Genomic DNA, 19365 nt, shown 5'->3' on the forward strand with positions numbered 1-19365 from the left:
GGGAGCGCCCCCTAGGGCCGTCCCGCACGGGCCGCCCGCTGTGCGTAGGCGGGCGGCCCGTGGTTGCACCGGCCCGGGAAGCCGAGCGGGTCGGTGCGGGACCGGGCGGTCCGGGTGGACTGGGAACCCGTGCGGGCCGCCCGGCGTACTGGATGTGACGCCCTCCTCCGGTGTTGGAGGGGGACATCACGGCCCCGCGGGTCTCGTGCTGTTGATGGAGGTGGGGCGGGTGGTTGTCGTTCGTCGGAATCGGTGGGTCTGGCGGTGGGCCCAGTTCGCCGCGCGGGCCCGTGCCTTCGCCCACGCGCGGCGGCCCCTGGTCGCCGTGAGGTCCGCGAACAAGGCCTCGTAGCGTTCGACGACCGGCTCGGCGTCGAAGCGGTGGGAGCTTCGCAGGGCCGCCTCGCCCATCGCCTGCCGGAGCCGTTCGTCCGTGATCAGGTCGAGCATCGCCTCGGCCAGGGAGCGGGCGTCGCCCACGGGGACGAGGCGGCCGTCGACGCCGTCCGTGATGATTTCGGCGGGGCCCAGCGGGCAGTCCGTGCTGATCACGGGCACCCCGCAGCGCATCGCCTCGACCAGCGTCATCCCGAACGACTCCGCGTCCGAGGCCGAGACCAGCATCGCCGACCTGGCGAACTCCGCCTCGATCGGCGTACGCGGTCCCATCAGGCGGGCGTGCCCGGACAGGCCCAGGCCGTCGACGAGGTGCTGGAGGTGTTCCCGTTCGGGCCCGCCGCCGTAGATCCGCAGCTGCCAGTCGGGTTCTTTGGAGGCGACCGCGGAGAAGGCCTCGATCAGCAGGTCGAAGCGTTTGCCGCGGACCAGTCGGCCGGCCGCGGCGATCACCTTCGTGGTCGGGTCGCGGGTGACGCCGACCGGCGCGGGCACCATGTTCGGCACCGCGGCGACCCGTACCCCCGGCAGTGGCATCCGCCGCCGGTACACCTCCGCGTCCGCCTCCGTCGTCGTCACCACCGCGTCGAGCGCGCGGTAGTGGCGGCCCAGCACAACCCGCAGCCGCTTGCTGTGCGCGTCGTGCCGCAGATGCTCCTGGGCGATGCGCAGCGCCCGGCGCGGGGCGAAGCGGGAGACGTAGACATTGATGCCGGGGCGCGTGCCTATCACCACGTCCGCGTCGCAGTGCGCGAGGTAGTCGCGGGCGCGCTCGTCGGTGAGCCGTGTGTACTGCGCGTACCGCTTGTCGGAGGACGGGAAGTCGACGGCCGGCGCGGCGTACGACGGGTCCGTGAGGTCCCGGCTGCCGTCCCGTTCGTCCACCAGCGGGACGACCGCGATCCGTGGGTCGACGGTGAACCGCGGCTCGTCCCGGTGCCGCCTCATCGACACGATCTCCACGTCGTGCCGCTCGGCGAGCGCCGTCGCGAGGTTGAGCGTGGTGCGGACGGTCCCCCCGATGGCGTACGCGTTGTGCAGCAGGAACACGATCCTCATGTGTTCGGTGGTCTCCCTACGTTTCATGCGTTTCACGCGGTGCGCTGCCTCCCCGTCGCGGCGCTCGCCCCCCGGCATGGGGAACACAGTGGCCGGGCGAGGTAAGCCACCGGTCCCGGCAGGGTGAGAGCCCGGTAAGAGGCCCGGCCGTACCCCTCTTCGGCAGGTCGTAAGGACAGGAGGGCTTGGCAGACTGGGCCCGTGCCCCAGAATCTGCTGCTCGCCGAGGACGACCGCGCGATCCGCCACGCCCTGGAGCGGGCCCTGACGCTGGAGGGGTACGAGGTCACGGCGGTCGCCGACGGCGTCGAGGCGCTCGCGCAGGCCCACCGCACCCCGCCCGACGTGCTCGTTCTCGATGTGATGATGCCGGGCATCGACGGCCTCCAGGTCTGTCGCGTCCTGCGTGCCGAGGGCAACCGCATCCCCATCCTCATGCTCACCGCGCTCGTCGAGACCGCGGACCGCATTGCCGGTCTGGACGCCGGCGCCGACGACTACGTGGTAAAGCCGTTCGACGTCGAGGAGGTCTTCGCCCGGCTCCGGGCCCTGCTCCGGCGGACGAGCGATTCCGGCAATTCCGGCGCGCCTGGTGGTTCCGGTGCCTCCGGTGCCTCCGGTGGTTCCGGTAGTTCGGGGAGTTCTGGCAGTCCCGTCGACGTACCCAGCGAACCGCCGCGCATGCCCGACGGCCAGGTCGCCGCCGCCGGTCTGCGCATCGATCCGCAGGCCCGCCGGGTGTGGCAGGGCTCGCGCGAGGTCGAGCTCACCCGCACCGAGTTCGACCTGCTGGAACTCCTCGTCCGCAACGCCGGCATCGTCCTCGACCACACCACCATCTACGACCGCATCTGGGGCTACGACTTCGGGCCCGGCTCCAAGAACCTCGCCGTGTACGTCGGCTACCTGCGGCGCAAGCTCGACGAGCCGGGCGTGCCCTCGCTGATCCACACGGTGCGGGGTGTGGGGTACGTGCTGAGGGAGGACTGAGTGCGGTCCGGCGGCACGGCCCGGTCGAGACCGGGGCCCGGCGGCGCGCGCCTGAGGCGGTGGGTGGCCCGGGCCCGGCTGTCCTCGCTGCGCACCACCTTCACGGTGTCGTTCGCGGCCGTGGCCGCCGCGGTCACCGTCCTCGTCGGGTTCCTGTCGTACGACGCCGCCGCCCGGCTCGTACGCGTCGACCAGCAGACCGTGTTCGAGGGGGTCGTGCAGGACCTGCTCTCCGAGGTGCGCCACAGTGCGCTGAGCCCCGCCGACTTCGCCACGGCCGACACCGACGGCGGCCCGCGCGACGAACTGATCAGGCCCAGCGGCACGGTCGTACAGGTGCTGGGGCCGGACAGGTCGGTCGTCGACCGGGGGCACCCGCCGCTGCCCGTCGACGCCGACGACAAGCGGATCGCGGCCGCGCGGACGGCCGGCCGGCTGGTGGAACACCGTGACGTCGACGTCGGCGACGACGTGTACCGGGTGGCCACCGTCTCGCTCGGCGACGGGCGGGGCGCGGTGCAGATCGCGCAGGAGTTCAGCGACACCGAGGACCTGCTGCGCGAACTCCAGCAGCGGACCGTGCTGCTGGAGGGAGCCGTCGTGATCGCCGCCGGTCTCTTCGGCTGGTGGCTGGCCCGGCGCATCACCTCGCGGCTCGTCCGGCTCGCCGGGGCCGCGGAGGACGTGGCGCGCACCGGACGGCTCGGCATCCAGGTGCCGGTCGCCGGATACGACGAGGTGGCGCGGCTCGGCCGCTCCTTCGACCGCATGCTGGGCCGCCTCGCCCAGTCCGAGGAGGACCAGCGGCGCCTCGTCCAGGACGCGGGCCATGAACTCCGTACGCCCCTGACCTCGCTGCGCACCAACATCTCGATGCTGCGCCGCATCGACGAGCTCCCGCCCGCCGTCCGTGCGGAACTCGTCGCCGACCTCGCCCAGGAGTCCCGCGAACTCACCGACCTGGTCAACGAGTTGGTCGACCTCGCGGCCGGCCAGTCGGACCGGGAGCCGCCCCAGCGGGTGGCCCTCGCCGACATCGCCGAGGAGGTGGCGGTGGCGGCCAGGCGGCGGACGGGCCGGGCCGTCACGGTGCGGGTGTCCGGCGACACGGTGGTGGACGGCCGGCCCGGCGCGCTACAGCGGGCCCTGTCGAACCTCGTGGACAACGCGGCGAAGTTCGACCGGGGCGGGAGCGCGCCGATCGACATCGTGCTGACGGGAGCGGGAGCGGCGGCGGCAGCAGGAGAGGGAGAGGGGGCAGTGGTGCGTACGGGAGTGGGAGTGGGAGCGGCTGGGGTGGCGGTGGGAGCGGGCGCCGGTGCCGACGCTGCCACCCGTGCCCGTGCCGACGCTGCCACCGGTGTCGGTGCCGGCACCAGCGCTGGTGCCGGTGTCCGGGTCGAGGTCCTCGACCGTGGGCCCGGTATCGCCGAGGAGGACCTTGAGCGGGTCTTCGACCGCTTCTACCGCGCGCCGGACGCCCGGAGCCTGCCCGGTTCCGGGCTCGGGCTGTCGATCGTGCGCGAGGTGGCGGCTGCCCACGGCGGATGGCCGTTCGCCCGGCGCCGGGAGGGCGGGGGTTCCGCGATCGGGTTCACGGTGGGTCGGGGCTGAGCCGGCCGCGGGCTCCTCGGCCACCGCTCCCGGAGGTCGCGCTGCGCCCCGTCGCGGCCCCTCCCGGAGATCACCGTGCGAACCCCCTCGCGGACTCTCCCGGAGGTCGCCCTGCGGACCCTCCAGGAGGGGGGCTACCAACCCTCCTGCAACTCGTCGTCCTCGCCCGCCTCCAGCAGGGTCGCCGCCGCGCCCACGACCCTCGGGTCCGGGTCCCCGACCACCTCGTGGTCCTTGCCCGTGTAGTCGAAGCGGGCCAGCACACTGCGCATGGCCTCCACGCGGGCCCGCTTCTTGTCGTTGCTCTTCACGACCGTCCACGGGGCCTGCTCGGTGTCCGTCTCGCGGAACATGGCGACCTTCGCGGCGGTGTAGTCGTCCCAGAGGTCGAGGGACGCGACGTCCATGGGGCTGAGCTTCCACTGCCGTACGGGGTCGACCTGTCGGATGGTGAACCGGGTGCGCTGCTCGCCCTGCGACACCGAGAACCAGAACTTCACCAGGTCCACGCCGTCGTCGACGAGCATCCGCTCGAACGCGGGCGTCTGCCGCATGAAGCGCCGGTACTCGTCGCCCGTGCAGAACCCCATCACCCGCTCCACACCGGCGCGGTTGTACCAGGACCGGTCGAACAGCACGATCTCCCCGGCCGTCGGCAGATGCTCGACGTACCGCTGGAAGTACCACTGTCCGCGCTCGCGCTCCGTCGGCTTCTCCAGGGCCACCACCCGGGCACCACGCGGATTGAGATGCTCGGTGAAGCGCTTGATCGTGCCGCCCTTGCCGGCCGCGTCACGGCCCTCGAAGACGACGACGAGACGGCGCCCGGTCTCCTTGATCCAGCTCTGCAGCTTCAGCAGCTCGATCTGCTGGAGCCGCTTGTGCCAGTCGTACTCCTTGCGCTCCATGCGCTGCGGGTAGGGGTAGTTCTCCCGCCAGGTGTCCACCGTGCTGCCGTCGGGACGGATCAGTATGGGGTCGTCGTGGTCGGTGTAGTCGACGCGCATGCCACTCAGCAGCTCGGTCATGTCTCTCCCCAAGGAGTGTCGTGGAACCAAGGAGTGTCAGGCGATCGCGTTCGCCATCGCGTTCGCCGTGTCGTGGAAGCCGTTGGTGAAGTCGAAGGCGAGGGCCGTGACGATGCCGACGGCCACCAGGAACGTGATGTGGTCCATGCCGTCGATGGAAGCAATCGGAGGCGTACGGGCGGCGAAGCGGAGGCAAAGGGTAGGGGTGCGTGTGGTCATGTCACCTGCAACTCCGCAGTTCCGGCGGGTGGAGCCGGGGTTTCCCGTCCGGGGGTGTTGCTGAGTACACCCCCCGATACGGGTCCTGCGCCCAATGTGCCCGCCCCGCCTTCTCCGTAGCGTCTTTCACGAGGCACAGGAAGTGCCCGACTGCGGGGCACGGACCGTGCCCGACGGAGGCTGATCACGATGTTTCGAGGAACGGATCGACGTAACAAGAGCTACGGCACGGTCCCCACCGCCGACGCGCTGCGGCTGGTCAAGGTCAGCAGGACCTACGGGGAGGCGGAGAACGCCGTGACCGCCCTCGACGGGGTGACGCTCACACTGCCCCGCGGCACGTTCACCGCGGTGATGGGCCCCTCGGGCTCCGGCAAGTCCACGCTGCTGCAGTGCGCCGCCGGACTCGACCGGCCCGACAGCGGCATCGTCATGGTCGACGGCGCCGAGATGACCGGCGGCACCGAGGCCGAGCTGACGAAGTTCCGGCGGGGCCGGATCGGCTTCGTCTTCCAGCAGTACAACCTGCTGGACACCCTCACCGTCGCCCAGAACACGATCCTGCCGCTCAAGCTCGCCCGCCGCCGCGTGAACCGCGCCCGGGTGGAGGAGATCCTCACCTCCGTCGGCCTCGGCGACCGCCTCGGCCACCGGCCCGACCAGCTCTCCGGCGGCCAGCGCCAGCGCGTCGCCATCGCCCGCGCCCTGGTCACCGAGCCGAGCGTGATCTTCGCCGACGAGCCGACCGGCGCCCTCGACACCCGCAGCGCGCGGGACGTCCTGCTCCTGCTCCAGGAGGCGGTACGGGTCCACGGCCGTACGGTCGTCATGGTGACCCACGACCCGGTGGCGGCCTCGTACGCCGACTCGGTGCTGTTCCTCGCGGACGGCCGTCTCGCCGGTGAGATGCGCCGGCCGACCGTGGACGCGGTGGCCGAGCGGCTCGCGCACCTCGGCGACGACGTGATGGCGGGGGTGTGACCGTCATGTTCGCTCTGGCCATGCGATCCATCAGGCAGCGCCCCGGGCGCTTCGCCGCGACGCTGCTGTCCGCCTTCCTGGGCGCGGCGATCATCATGACGTTCAACTCGATGCACGACACGGCGGGCGCGCAGGGCGTCGACCCGACCAGCGCGGAGACCCTCTCCACCGCGGCGGGCGTGGTCGGCGGCTACGGCAGCCTCCTGGTCTTCTTCGCCGTCGCCTCCACCTTGACGGTGAACGTCCGCCAACGCTCCTCCGAGATCGACCTGTTGCGCTGCTCCGGCGCGACCCCCGCACAGATCAGGCGGATGGTCGTGGGGGAGTCGGTGGCCGTCGCCCTGGCGGGCGCGCTGCTCGCGATCGGTCCCGCGATGCTCGGCGGGCGGGTGCTGCTCGGCCTCTTCCAGGACAGCGGGCAGGTCGCCGAGTCCGTCGACCACGCCTTCGGGACCGTCGCCCTGTACTCGGGCCTCGCCATCACCCTCCTCGCGGCGGCGGGCGCGGCGTTCCTCGCGGTACGCAGGGCCACCCGGACCCGCACGCACAAGCTCCGGACCCGGGGCCGGACGCTCTGCATCCGCGCGTCCATGGTCCTCGGCGGCCTGACGCTCTGCTCCACCTTCGCCTTCTCCTCGACCGACGCCGTGCTGATGGCACCGGCGGTGTACGGCGCGGTCCTGCTCGCGGTCGGCTTCGCGCTTCTCGCGCCGAAGGTGCTGAGGGCCCTGCTCGGCCGGCTCCCGGCGACGGGCCCGAGCGGCTACCTCGCCGTACGCACCATGCGGGAGCGCGCGGCCCAGCTGTCCGGTGTCCTGATGCCGCTGATCCTCTTCACCACCATGGCGACGGCGACCCTCTACATGCAGGCCGTCGAGAACGACGCCATCGACGCGTCCGGAGTCCCGAAGAGCATCGACGCGAAGAACCTCGAAACCCTCAACCTCACGGTCGTCGGCATCATCGTGGTCTTCGCCTGCATCATGCTGGTCAACTCCCTCTACGCGGCGACGACCTACCGCCGCCGGGAGTTCGGCCAGCAGCGTCTGGCGGGCGCGACGCCGGGCCAGGTCCTCGGCATGGTCGGCATCGAGTCCCTCGTCCTCACGGCGACGGGCGTCTTCTTCGGCACGGCGGCCGGCCTCGCCGGGATCATCCCCTTCACGATGGTCCGCACGGACTCGGACTCGGTCCTGCCGGACCACGGCCTGGGCATCTGGCTCGGCATCGTGGCGGTCGCGGGGGCGGCGGTACTGGTGACCTGCCTGGTCACGGCCCGCCGGGCCCTGCGGACTCCGGCGGTGGAGGTGGTGTCACTGGCCGCGTGATCGTGACGAGGGCGTGGCCAACCGCCTTTGATCACGACCTGACGGTCAGGCATGGCACGGGCGCGGGGCCGGTCGGCCCCGCGCCTGTCGTCCGCTTCCCGCCCCGGCGCTGGTGGCCGGGGCGGGAAGGTGATCAGCCGGCGGTCAGGGAGAAGGCCAGCAGGGCCATCGAGTTGAAGTCGATGGCCGACTCCACGGTCTGCCAGGCGCCCGCCTTGTCGAAGTACCGGGCGTTGTGGCCATCGAAACTGCTCCAGGCAACATTGCCCGGCGAGGTCGACTCGCACGGCTTCGTTTCGGGGAACAGGGCGAGGGACTGGGCCAGTTTCTCCTCTGAGTTGGGGCCGTTGACGACTGCACCGCGCAGGATGGTGCCCGTGCCGTTGAGGCTCCCCGCCAGGTTGGCGACCGCGTGCACCGGGCAGTGGGGGAAGACCTGGCCCGCACCGATCACGAATGAGGTGCCCCAGGAGTTGGCGCCGAGCACCCAGCTGCGCTGCTGCGTGGCGAAGGCGTCGTAGCCGTGGTCACCCGTCGCCTTGGAGTAGAGCCTGGCGGTGGCGATCAGTCCGAACGTGTTCGGCACGGCGTCGAAGTCGGTGTAGACCGAGCCCGCCCGGAAGGGGTCACCGTTGGCGCGGGTGACGCCGTCGTCGAGCTGGCGGCTCAGGTCGGCCGTGAGGTTCGCCGGGCTGACGTCGTTGAGGGTTGAGCCGTTCAGCAGGGTGAGCAGGTCGTAGTGCGCCAGGGCGCTGACATCGCCGATGCCGAGGGTCTTCTTGGTCGTCGAGTCCAGGTAGGCCCGCGCCCAAGTCGCCGCATTCTCCTTCCACGTGCCGGCCCGGCTGTCGCCGATCTGCTGGGCCGCCAGCGCCATCTCGCTCGCGGCGAATTCCACGTCGTCGAGCCAGCTGTTCTCGGGGTAGTAGGTCTTCGGGTAGACGGTGAACAACTCGCCCGTGTGGTCGAAGTCGGTGTGGTCGTAGACGTCCGCTGCCTTGTCCAGATAGTTCTGGGCCAGCGTGGTGTTGTTGTCGGCGAAGGCGCTCTGCGCGGCCAGAGCGAACGCCGCGGCCACCTTGCCCGCCAGGTTGGGGCTGATCTTTCCGCCCGGCGCCGCCGCGCGGAGCAGTGGCCGGTGCTTGACCAGGTAGTCCGGGTCACCGGGCTGCACGTTGAGCTGGTCGTCCGCCTCGGGCAGCCGCCAGTGGTCGTGGTCAGCCTTGATGGTGTCGAAGTTGCCGATGCCGATACCGACCTGGGCGTAGAGGGTCTTGCTGTTGCCGTCCCACATCTTGTCCAACCAGTCCACACCGTGCTGGGCCTCGGCGGACATGCCGCCAGTGGTGCCGATGTCCCGCTTGGCGAGCAGCAGTTCCGCCGTCGCGTAGGCCGTGGTGTGGGTGAACTTGAGGAAGTCCCCGGCGTCGAACCAGCCGCCGGAGACGTTCCTGGGGCCGCCGGCGGCGGTGGTCAGGGGCGCGGCGAGAATGTCGTACTGTTCCCCGGTCGTCTCGTCGGTCGCCTTCTGGTAGTCCGGGTTGTTGTAGACCGTCGCGTTCTCGTCGGCCAGGTGGGACGGCTGGCGGTTCATCACCGAGGAGATGACGTCCCGGCCGTCCCGCTGTGCCTGGAAGAACTTGATGTTGTCGCTGATCAGCGGGTCCATCAGGTCATGGGCTGTGGCGATCTTGAACGTGGGCGACGTGCCGCCGGCCGTTCCGGTCAGTTCCACATGGTAGGTACCGGGGGTGTTGACCGAGGTCAGGTCGATCGTGTGGACCGAGTCGTACGCGGTGTTCCAGCCTCCGGTGGAGGTGCCGAGGCCGCCGGTTGCCACGGTCGTCCCGTTCTCGTCGACGACCTTGAAGCCGGCGTCCGACAGGTTGCTGCTCGTACCCATGGCGAAGGCCTGTTTGGTCTCGCCGACGATGTAGCCGACCTGGTTGACGCGGACCTCCGCGTCGCCGGGGGCCGCACTCACGGGCGGCGCGAGGGCCACGACCGTGCTGGCCATGGCAGCAGCGGTGGCCAGCAGGGCGGCTGATCGCAGGCGGCGTGAGGTCCGCCGGGTGCTGGGGGCCGGTGGTGTTCGGCGCAGGCCGGAGTCGAGGCTGATGTTCATGTGGGCAAAAGCTCCTTGATCGAAGATGGAGAGCGGGACGACCCCGCCGGGCAGTGCCGGGCCAGGCCCCGGTGCCGGGTCGGCAGACACCGCAGTGCCAAAAGCGCATGCGGCGTCCGTCTCGGACGGCCGACCGGGACGGGGGTTGTGGGCGACTGGGCCCAATGGAGTGGCGGAGCGCCCCGCTTGGAGCGGGTTACTGGGTTCCCTGCCCCGCGTCGACGAGGGGTGAGGTGAGGTTGAGCGAGCTTCGGCCGCCATCGCGGCAGGGGCTATGACAGGGGTCTCCACCACCCCGGCAGGGCGGCCGGTGCACCGCCGTCGGGCAGTTCTGCTCCCTGGGACGACTCGACGGCTCTTGCTGCAGCCTGGACTCCGGCGGCCGCGTGGCAGACGGCCGCTGGGGACGCGGGGGTGGTGCGACACCGACCAGGATGAGCTGCAGCGCCTGGCTGCAATTCACTGCCGCAAGAGGAATAGGAAGGAAACTTTCCAAACTGTGGAGGGACCGTAGAGGGCGATCGGCGCGAAGGTCAAGAGTTCGGGGACGGGAACGATCCGGCCGGGAGCGCGAGCAGGGTTCACCTCGGCAGGCCGGCTCTTCGGGCGGCGATCGGCGTCGGAGAACGCCGGCCGGCGCAATCTGCAATATGCGGTCCGTGGTCTGCGGTCTGCGGTCTGCGGTCTGCGGTCCGTGGTCTGCTTCGGCAGGCGGAACCTCGCCCCATTGACACGCCGCCTTCCTCGGCCGTACCTTCGCCGATTAGTAATAGGAAACTTTCCTAACAGTCTCTGGCGGTGTTCGTAGCCCCGCCCGGCCGACGTGCTGCGCACCGCGACGCACGGCGTCGTCCGCATCTGCGGGCAGACAGCCGCGGAGAGCATCGCCGGCAAGGGCGCCGGGCGTTGACGGCCGCGAAACCGGAACCCAACGCTTGGAGATTGACAGCATGACCACCGACAGTCCGCCCCGCCCAGCCGCTGGAAACGGTGCCCCGGCACCCGGCCGGATCATGGCCGCGGAGATGGCCGAGCAGCCCGCTGTGCTGCAGCGGATCCTTGACCATGGCGCTCCGGCGATCCGAGAGGTCGCAACCGCCATCGCGGCCCGGCGCCCCCGTTTCGTCCTGCTCACCGCACGGGGCACCTCGGACAATGCCGCGCTGTACGCGAAGTACCTGATCGAGGTGCTGCTCGGCATGCCCGCCGGGCTGACGTCGATGTCCACGACGACGGCGTACGGGGCCAGGCCGGACCTCACGGACTGCCTGGTGGTCACGGTCAGCCAGTCCGGCGGATCACCCGATCTCGTCGAGTCCACCGAGGCCGCCCGCAAGGCGGGGGCTATCACGCTGGCCGTCACGAACAACCCGAGGTCACCGCTCGCAGCGGTGTCCGAGTACCACCTCGACGTGCTGGCGGGGCCGGAGAAGGCACTGCCCGCGACGAAGACGTACACGGCGGAGCTGCTGACCCTCTACCTGTTCGTGGACGGGCTGCGGGGTGGTGCCGGCGGGGCAGCCAAGGCGCTGCCCGAGCTCGCACAGTCGGTCTTGGGGCGCAGCGACGAGGTCCGAGTACTGGCCGAGCGCTACCGCTTCGCCCAACGTCTCGTGATCACGTCGCGTGGCTATGGGTATCCGACGGCGCGCGAGGCCGCCCTGAAACTGATGGAGACCACCTACATTCCGGCAAGCCCGTTCTCGGGTGCCGACCTGCTGCACGGACCGCTGGCGATGGTGGACAACGTCTCGCCCGTCATCGCCATCGTGCCGGACGGGAAGGGCGGCAGGGCGCTGCAGCCCGTCCTTGACCGGCTTCGGGGGCGGGGCGCTGATCTCGTGGTGGTCGGGCAGCGGAACCAGGTCGAGGCGGCCAGTGCGGGGTTCGTACTGCCGGCCGGGGTGGCCGAGGAAGTCCAGCCCGTTGTGGAGATCCTGCCGCTGCAGCAGCTGGCTTACGAGGTCACCATGGCCCGGGGACAGGACCCGGATGCGCCGCGGGCGCTCGCGAAGGTGACGGAAACGCACTGACCTCTTCGCTGCCGCGACCCGTTGCCGGCGACGGACTGGCCAACTGCCGGTCAGCGGCTGGCGCGGATCATCACGGTGAGGACCGGCGAGGCCGGTGACGGCTGGCTCTGCCCGATGTCCTCGTACCCCCATGACTCGTAGAGCGCGTGGACCTTTCCGTCCCCGGCGGCCGGGTTGACCATGAGGGTGACGTACGGCTCGTCGCGGGTGGCGAGGAGGGCGTCGTGGATGCGGCGGGCGGTGCCGGTCTTCCGCCAGGTTGGTCGGACGCCGATTTCCTTGAGGGCCATGGCCGGACGCTCGGTGTACGTGTCTGTCGGCGCCGGGCTGGTGCGCTGCCAGTAGCGGTCGCCGTGCTTGATGGTGTTGCCGTAGGCGTAGCCGACCGGATGCTCGTCCGCGTACGCCAGGACGGCCACGAACCCCGGCTCGGTGCTGTGTCGGTCCAGGCGCTCGCCGAACGCGGTGACCGCATAGTTCGGCAGGTGGAGGAGCGGGGCGCGCGCGTCGGCGTACACGTCGAGGAGGTCCCCTCGGACAGTGTCGAGGGTGGTGAACGTTCGCAGGTCGATCGTGGGCGCCGTGGTCATGCGGCCGTCCTCCATGTGGCTGCGTGCTCGGTCCAGGTCTGGACGGTCGTGCTGCCGGACGCGGTGGCGCGCAGTGCCGCCCCGAACTCTTGCAACATGCGTGCCACCCGGGCGTGTTGGGTGGCGGCGTCGGTGGGGACCTTCATCGCGGTGGCCGTGGCGGCGTCGGCGGCACCCTGCGCGAGCTGGGCGTGGGCGAGCCGGGTCGTTGCGATGGCCCGGGACCGGATCATGTGAGGTCGGAGGGCGGACAGGCAGCGATGGGCGTGGTACTCGGCGGTCGAGTAGTCGCCGAGTGCCAAGTACCCCGACAGCGCCAAGGAGTCCAGCTCGGCCTGGTCGTAGAAGGCCAGCAGCCACACCGGCCGGTAGTCGGCGGGGTCGGCTCGCAGCATGGCGTCCTGCGCGTGCTCGAACGCCCGGCGGGTGCTGGTGTGGTCCTGCGCCGCGCCGTGAATGGCCCCCTGCCTGGCCAGGCCGAGGGAAGCGAACAGAGAGTCACGGCGTGCGAGGTGCAGGTTGCGGGCGACGTCGTTCGCGGCGAACGCGTCGGCAGGGCGGCCCATATGCCGGTACATGGTTCCCGCGTGACTCCAGATGCGGAACTTGATCGCCTGATCGCCGGACATCTCGGCGAGGGCCTGGGCCTCACGCATGTGCGCCTTGGCGATGTCGTAGCGCCGGCCGTCGATGGCGGCCCACATCGCCGAGGAGCGGAACGCCGCTGCGGAGGCGTAGAGGCTGCTGCGTACGCGCTGGGTGGCACTGCCCGCGTTCTGGAGGTTCAGGGTCTCGTCGGCCAGCGCGGCGGCCCGCTGCTCGATGCCGAGTTGGCCGCCGTGGCGGTGGTCGCTGGCGATGATCTCGGCGAAGCGCTTCTGTAGACGGTCGACGTCGCTCATGCCGATACGTCGAGGCGAAGCGGTGCCGGGAGCAGCGGCTGCTGCTGCGGCAGCCGCCGCGATCCCGCCGACGAGGGTACGGCGCTTCAAGTCAGGGTCCTCCTGCTGCGGTGGGGCTGGGGTGGCCGGAGTCCGACCCCGTGGCACGAACCCTAGAGCGATGGCGGGCAGGCCGCTGACGTCCTCAAGTGCCTTACGGGTAGCCGATTTGGGCCACGTGACCCGGCCTGCCTTCCAGCCCCGGACCGATGAGCCGTCGAGACCGCCAGGCCGCCCGGTCAGCTCACCTAAAGCCCTGTTCACAGCGTCAGCAAGGCTGTTGGAGCTGTAGCCGTGCTCAGCCATCCACGCCTCAAGGACGGTGTTACGCGTGGTGTCCATCTGTGCACGGTAGCCCTCGCTCCCCCTCACCTGCCAGGTAAAGGAGGGGGCAAATCACCCTAGGTCGGCCTGTCGGAGAGATACCCGATCGCCCTAACCAGCTTGCGGTGAAAGGGAGTTGTCTGGGTGCTGGTCGCCCGTCACACCCCTCTGTACGGACGGCTGTTGACGGCCCGGTCTGCCCCTGAAGTCCCCCGATGGGGCGGGTCGGGCGCCGAGACGAAACGAAGGCTCTACCCCAATGACGAGTCTCAGTACGGCAGTTCAGGCCGCATCCGTCGGTCACCCCGCCTATAGCCAAACCTTCCCGTGCGAGCCGTCCACGGCCGAGCCCGGCCGCAAGCTCGTCCGGGACGTCCTCGGCATATGGCACCTCGACGACCTCGCCGACCACGCCGCGTTGATCGTCACAGAGCTGATCGCGAACGCCGCCAGGCACACTCCGTGCCGCTCGATCCGCCTGATTGTCGGGCGACCGAGCGCGGAACGGGTACGCGTCGGGGTCGTGGACCGGGAACCGTCACGCGTCCCGGCTCTCAGCCAGGCCGACGCCGATGACGAGTCAGGTCGCGGACTGCTCCTCATCGACGCAGTCGCCGACCGTTGGGGCTATGACCTGCACGGCTCGGACAGGCGCCCATGGGGCAAAGAGGTCTGGGCCGAGATTCGCGTCAAGGACGACGAGTGATGACTCCCGTCACGGTGCACCCGCCCCTCCCTGACGTCGCCCGCCTCCGGCCGCGCCAGCAGATGGCCATGGACTGCGCCCTCTGCACCCGCCCGCTGGGAGCGAGGGGCCGGGTGCTGGGTGAGGTGCGCCACGGGGGCCTGCCATTTCGGCTCTGGGCCTGCATACCCGACTGCCAGGCGGCCAGATCGGCCATCCCGAACACCTAGCAAGCCGGTACACGACTTCCCGGCACGAGGCATGCAGCCCATGACGACTTGCTCCGTGGATCGCGTCACCTTGTGCCGGGTGGCCAGGAGCCGGTCGGGGAGCCTGCCGCCTGGCAGCGCTCCGCGTGATGGCGCCTGAGGACGGCACCACTGCACAGCAAATCCCACCAAGCATGAGGAGTTGGTACGCATGACACGCAGCACCGTAGTTCCCAGCCGCACCCAGGCGCGCCCGCAGACCCCGGAAGCATCGGACGGCTTCGACCTGGACGTCTCGCTCGTCGAGATCGCCGACCCGGCAGGCCTGGTCAACCTGACCGACGACAACTGCGGCACCACCTGCGGCGCCTGTACCACCAACGTCGCCTGACCCGGACCTCAGGTCACCCCGGTCTGGTGTCGTCGCGCCCCCGTGCGGCGACACCAGCCGCTCATCCCCTCGCCCTACGGAGGTAGTGGTGGTTACTCAGCCTGCGTTCCGAACCGGCTCTACCGCTCTCGTGCGCGCCGTGGCCCGGCCGTCGCTGCTGGTTCCTCCGCTCCCTGACCTCAGTGATCGCTCGCCCAGCGGTTCGGCGGAGTGTGCGGCGTGGCTGCGCGCGGTCTGGGCGAACGAGGACGCTGCCGAGGCGCTGCAACACTCCAGCACGGTCCTGTCCGCGCAAGTTCGGGCCCTGTGCAAGGCCGAGCGACCTCCCCAGCGGGACGTCCGGCGCGCAGGTCAGTCCGTAGCCCGCTACCTGCTGCGGGCCCAGCACCGGGCAACGCCCTTCGGCCTGTTCGCCGGTGTGACCACTACGGCGTTCGGACCGCAGGCGCGTGCAGGCTGGGGCACGGAGCACGTGGCCGTCGGCCGTGCGGGGGCAGAGTGGTTGGCCGCCGTGGTCGAGCGGTTGGAGTCGTGCCCGGACCTTCTCGAACGGCTGCCCGTCGTCCTCAACAACACCGTGACGAGCCGGGGAGACCGGCTTGTCGTGCCCTTCCAGTCCGAGGCCCAGGACCGTGGAACCCGTGCGGTCGAGGCGTCCCTGGCCTTGACCGAACCATTGCGCGCGGTCCTCGCCGCGACGCGGGCGCCGATGCGCGTCGGCGCGCTTGCTGACAAGCTTCGAGCGGAGTTCCCCGCAGCCGAGCCGGAGAAGGTGCGTCGTCTACTGGGGGAGCTGATCCGGCGGCGGGTGCTGATCACGAGCCTGCACGCACCGAGCACCGAGACCGACGCCCTCGGGTATCTGCTCGACCAGCTCGACGCGATCGACGCCGGAACCCTCACCCCCGTCGCGGAGACGGTGCGCGAACTGCGCGCAGTCCGGGCAGGCCTGAAGGCGTGCTCCACACGCGGCGGCCGGGACCGCGTCGCGGCACAGATGCGAGCCCTCGTACCCGGCCTGCGCCGCCACCCCGTCGCGCTCGATCTGCGCCTGGACGCGCAGATTGTTCTGCCGGACGAGGTAGCCCGCGAGATCGAGCGTGCCGCCCTCATCCTGACCCGGCTGACCACCCGCCCGTACGGGACCGCCGCGTGGGGCGAGTACCACCAGTGGTTCTACGAGCGATACGGCATCGGCACGATGGTGCCGCTCCGGGAGGTCCTTGCGGACAGTGGCACCGGCTATCCCGACGGCTACCCAGGCACTCCGGCCAGCCCGCCTCGGCCTCGCGTCTCCGCTCGGGACGACGCCCTCGTACGGCTGGCGCAAGCCGCCGCGCTCGACGGCCGCGAAGAGGTGGTCCTCTCCGACGAACTGGTTGCGGCCCTGGCTGTCGGGCCCGACGAGCCTCGGGTGCCGCCGCACTTGGAGGTGGGACTGCGGGTGTACGCGGTCGGCCTGGAGGAGTTGCAGCGCGGGGAGTTCCGGTTGGAGGTCGTGAGCGTGTCCCGTGGTGCCGGTGTCTCCACGGGCCGGTTCCTCAGTGTGCTGGCTCCCGGCGACCGCGAGGCTCTGGCGGCGGAGTTGGCCGATCTTCCGGTCGCCGACAGCGACACCGTCCCCGCGCAGCTCTCTTTCCCGCCCATGCTCCCCGAGAGTGCTCACGTCACCCGCGCCCCGCAAGTTCTGCCCACCGTGATCAGCCTCCAGGAGCACCGCACCCCGGCGGACGCCGGCCTCACTCCGGGGGACTTGGCGGTGGGGTGTGATGGCAGGCGTATGTACCTGGCAGCCCCCGAGCGCGGTCACCGCGTCGAGGCCGTCGGCATGCACGCGCTGAATCTGCACACCCACACACCGCCGTTGGTACGGTTCCTCACCGAACTGTCCCGCGCCCAGTGCGCGCAGGTCACCGCGTTCGACTGGGGCGTTGCGGCGGCGATGCCGTTCCTTCCACGCCTGCGGTACGGGCGCACGGTGCTGACCCCGGCACGCTGGCGGCTGGAGGCGCCCGAACTGCCCAGCCGCGCACGCCCTCGCGCCGAGTGGGACGCCGCCCTCACCGACTGGCAGGCTCGGCGACGGCTGCCGCGCCGAGTCCACCTCGTCGAGGACGACCGGCGCCTCTTCCTCGACCTCGACGAGGCCGGCCACCGGACGCTACTGCGCCGACACCTCGACCGTACGCGCCTGGCCGTACTCGTTGAGGCTCCCGGACCGGAAGCGTACGGCTGGTGCGGCGGGCGAGCTCACGAGGTCGTGGTCCCCCTCAAAGCGACCCGGCCGCCGGAGTGGCCGCCCCTGCCGATCCCCACCCCGGCCCGTGCCCTCTCTCCGGCACAGATCCAGACGCCCGCCGCTTCCTCAGTGCTTCTGGCCGCGCTGTATGGAGACCCTCGCCGTCAAGACGTCCTGCTCTCACGGCACTTGCCCGGGCTCCTCGATCAACTCGGCAACCCGCCGTGGTGGTTCATCCGCTTCCGCGACCCGGACCAGCACCTTCGGGTACGTATCGCTCTCCCAGGCCCTGACGCCTTCGCCGAGGCGGCCCGTACGGTGAGTGCGTGGGCCGACGAGCTGCGCAGCGTCGGCCTGTTGGCCGATCTGCGGTACCCCACCTCCTACCGGGAGATGGGCCGCTGGGGCTCCGGCGCCGCATGGGAGGCGGCCGAGGCCGTGTTCCGGGCGGACTCGCGCGCAATCCTGGCCCAGCTTGCGCAGCCGCAGCGTCCCGACCAGCGAACGTTGGTGGCGGCCCATACCGTCGCCATCGCCTCCGCGTTCCTAGGCAGCACCGAAGCCGCGATGCGGTGGCTGGTCGACCACGTTCCGCCGAAAGCCCCGATGCGCGTTCCACGTCCGCTGTTCACCGAGGCCGTACGGCTCGCCGACCCCTGCGACGACTGGGCGGCGCTGCGCCACGTCTTCCCGGGCGGAAACATCATCGTGGAGGGATGGGCAGACCGGGATACGGCACTCGCTGCGTACCGGCCACACCTCCCGGGCCCGGACACCCAGGGCATCGCCCTCGACGACGTCCTGACCTCCCTCCTGCACGTCCACTTCGTACGGCACGTCGCCGTGAACTTCCCTGAGGAAGAGGTGTGCCTCTACCTGGCACGTGCAGCCGCCCTGGCGTGGACCGCCCGTACCACCGGGAGGACTTCATGACTGCTCACCGCGGGCTCGGCCTGGTCGATGCCATTGCCTCCCAACTCGCCCACCCCGGCAAGGCGTTCCTCGGGCCTCGGGTGGCGTCCTCGCGTCGACAGCACCTCGCCTACGGCCCTCCCGGCATCGCGCTCCTGCACATCGAGCTGGCCGCAAACGGCCTGGGACCGTGGCAGCGCGCCCACGACTGGCTCGCCGCCGCCTCCCGCGAACCGTTCACCAGCGGCCCCGACAGCCACCCCTTCTACGGGGCACCAGCCTTCGCCCACGCCCTGGCCTGTGCCGCCGACTATCTACCCGGCTCCTACCACCGCGCCCTGAACACGATGGACCGACAAATCGAGGCCGATGCCGCGCGCCGTCTCGACGCCGCACACCGCCGGATCGATGCCGGACGCCTGACGCAGCTCGCCGAGTTCGACACCATCCGGGGCCTCGCCGGTTACGGTGCCTACCTCCTACGCCGTAACTCCGGTAGCCCCACGATGCGTTCTGTCCTCGACTACTGCGTACGCCTCACCGAACCGATCAACCATCACGGCGAGACCCTGCCGGGCTGGTGGACGGAGACGGACCCCTCGGGCATCCCGGACGACGCTCGTTTCCCCGGCGGGCACGCCAACACCGGCATGGCGCACGGTGTCGGCGGCGTGCTCGCGATCCTCGCCCTCGCCGCCCGCGACGGCACTCTCGTCGAAGGACACCACTCAGCGGTGCGCACCATCCTGGCCTGGTTGGACCGTTGGCAGGAGGAGACCGGTCACGGGCCGACCTGGCCGTACTGGGTCACTCGAAGCGAGCTGCGTACCGGTCACCTCGCCCCGTCCGCGCCCCGGCGGCCCTCCTGGTGCTACGGCACTGCCGGCCTCGCCCGCGCCCAGCAACTTGCCGCGCTCGCCGTCGGCGACACCGGCCGCCAGATCGACGCGGAGAAGGCGCTCGTGGCCGCCGTCACCGATCCCGACCAGCTGGAAGCCACGACGGACAACGGTCTGTGCCACGGCTTCGTCGGCCTCGCCCACGTCGCCGCTCGTACGGCCGACGACGCCCACCCCTCGACCGTGGGCCAACTCCGCGCCGCGATCCCGGCACTCCTGGCTGCGGTCCACCCACCAGGCACCGACCCCGAAGGTGCCGCCATGGCGCTCATTCGAGACGAGGAGCGGGGCCCAGGCCTGCTCGACGGCGCGGCCGGTGTCGCTCTGTCCCTAATCGCGCCCAGCACCGCCGCACCGCCCCGGTCCGCCTGGGACACCTGCCTGCTCATCGCCTGATCCGCC

At 70.9% G+C, this 19365-nt stretch carries 14 protein-coding genes; 9 read left to right on the plus strand and 5 right to left on the minus strand.

Features of this window, described 5'->3' with window-relative positions:
- Window positions 1–186: 186 nt before the first annotated feature.
- Complete coding sequence (locus OHA11_RS26875) at window positions 187–1455, minus strand: glycosyltransferase family 4 protein (RefSeq protein WP_266500609.1); 1269 nt, start codon at window positions 1453–1455, stop codon at window positions 187–189.
- A gap of 201 nt (window positions 1456–1656) precedes the next feature.
- Here OHA11_RS26875 and OHA11_RS26880 point away from each other — a divergent pair, with 201 nt between their 5' ends.
- Window positions 1657–2445: a response regulator transcription factor gene (locus OHA11_RS26880; protein WP_266500611.1), complete on the plus strand. Its 789-nt coding sequence runs from the start codon at window positions 1657–1659 to the stop codon at window positions 2443–2445.
- A gap of 63 nt (window positions 2446–2508) precedes the next feature.
- Window positions 2509–4059, plus strand: a complete 1551-nt coding sequence (locus OHA11_RS26885) for a HAMP domain-containing sensor histidine kinase (protein WP_266500614.1) — start codon at window positions 2509–2511, stop codon at window positions 4057–4059.
- 134 nt (window positions 4060–4193) lie between these two features.
- Here OHA11_RS26885 and ppk2 read toward each other — a convergent pair whose 3' ends face one another.
- Window positions 4194–5087: a polyphosphate kinase 2 gene (ppk2, locus tag OHA11_RS26890; RefSeq protein ID WP_266500615.1), complete on the minus strand. Its 894-nt coding sequence runs from the start codon at window positions 5085–5087 to the stop codon at window positions 4194–4196.
- 408 nt (window positions 5088–5495) lie between these two features.
- Between ppk2 and OHA11_RS26895 the strand changes: the two genes are divergently transcribed.
- Together OHA11_RS26895 and OHA11_RS26900 are read left to right on the plus strand one after the other, a co-directional pair.
- Window positions 5496–6287: an ABC transporter ATP-binding protein gene (locus OHA11_RS26895; RefSeq protein WP_266500618.1), complete on the plus strand. Its 792-nt coding sequence runs from the start codon at window positions 5496–5498 to the stop codon at window positions 6285–6287.
- A gap of 5 nt (window positions 6288–6292) precedes the next feature.
- On the plus strand, window positions 6293–7615 hold the full coding sequence (locus OHA11_RS26900) for an ABC transporter permease (protein ID WP_266500620.1): 1323 nt from the start codon (window positions 6293–6295) through the stop codon (window positions 7613–7615).
- A 133-nt stretch (window positions 7616–7748) separates the two neighbouring features.
- On the opposite strand, the gene OHA11_RS26905 is transcribed toward OHA11_RS26900, so the two are convergent.
- Window positions 7749–9740, minus strand: coding sequence for a glycoside hydrolase family 9 protein (locus OHA11_RS26905; RefSeq protein ID WP_266500622.1), 1992 nt, complete (start codon window positions 9738–9740; stop codon window positions 7749–7751).
- A gap of 950 nt (window positions 9741–10690) precedes the next feature.
- On the opposite strand from OHA11_RS26905, the gene OHA11_RS26910 reads away from it, so the two are divergent.
- A complete protein-coding gene (locus tag OHA11_RS26910) occupies window positions 10691–11773 on the plus strand; it encodes an SIS domain-containing protein (RefSeq protein ID WP_266500625.1) in 1083 nt (360 codons plus the stop codon).
- 50 nt (window positions 11774–11823) lie between these two features.
- Here the strand turns inward: OHA11_RS26910 and OHA11_RS26915 are convergent, their stop codons facing one another.
- Window positions 11824–12363, minus strand: a complete 540-nt coding sequence (locus OHA11_RS26915) for a GNAT family N-acetyltransferase (protein ID WP_266500627.1) — start codon at window positions 12361–12363, stop codon at window positions 11824–11826.
- A complete protein-coding gene (locus OHA11_RS26920) occupies window positions 12360–13646 on the minus strand; it encodes an XRE family transcriptional regulator (RefSeq protein ID WP_266500629.1) in 1287 nt (428 codons plus the stop codon). The genes OHA11_RS26915 and OHA11_RS26920 overlap by 4 nt, the downstream gene beginning before the upstream one ends.
- Window positions 13647–13887: 241 nt before the next feature.
- Between OHA11_RS26920 and OHA11_RS26925 the strand changes: the two genes are divergently transcribed.
- The 4 genes from OHA11_RS26925 to OHA11_RS26940 all read left to right on the plus strand — a co-directional run bounded on the left by OHA11_RS26925 (window position 13888) and on the right by OHA11_RS26940 (window position 19359).
- Window positions 13888–14334 carry an ATP-binding protein gene (locus OHA11_RS26925; protein WP_266500630.1) on the plus strand — a complete coding sequence of 149 codons (447 nt, stop codon included), beginning with the start codon at window positions 13888–13890 and terminating at the stop codon, window positions 14332–14334.
- A 399-nt stretch (window positions 14335–14733) separates the two neighbouring features.
- Window positions 14734–14913, plus strand: coding sequence for an FxLD family lanthipeptide (locus OHA11_RS26930; protein ID WP_266500632.1), 180 nt, complete (start codon window positions 14734–14736; stop codon window positions 14911–14913).
- A gap of 223 nt (window positions 14914–15136) precedes the next feature.
- Window positions 15137–18085 carry a lantibiotic dehydratase gene (locus tag OHA11_RS26935; RefSeq protein WP_266507478.1) on the plus strand — a complete coding sequence of 983 codons (2949 nt, stop codon included), beginning with the start codon at window positions 15137–15139 and terminating at the stop codon, window positions 18083–18085.
- On the plus strand, window positions 18082–19359 hold the full coding sequence (locus OHA11_RS26940; protein WP_266500634.1) for a lanthionine synthetase C family protein: 1278 nt from the start codon (window positions 18082–18084) through the stop codon (window positions 19357–19359). Before OHA11_RS26935 ends, OHA11_RS26940 begins: the two co-directional genes overlap by 4 nt.
- The last annotated feature ends 6 nt before the right edge of the window (window positions 19360–19365 follow it).

Origin of the sequence: Streptomyces sp. NBC_00878 (assembly GCF_026341515.1) — a bacterium.
Taxonomy (GTDB): Bacteria; Actinomycetota; Actinomycetes; order Streptomycetales; family Streptomycetaceae; genus Streptomyces.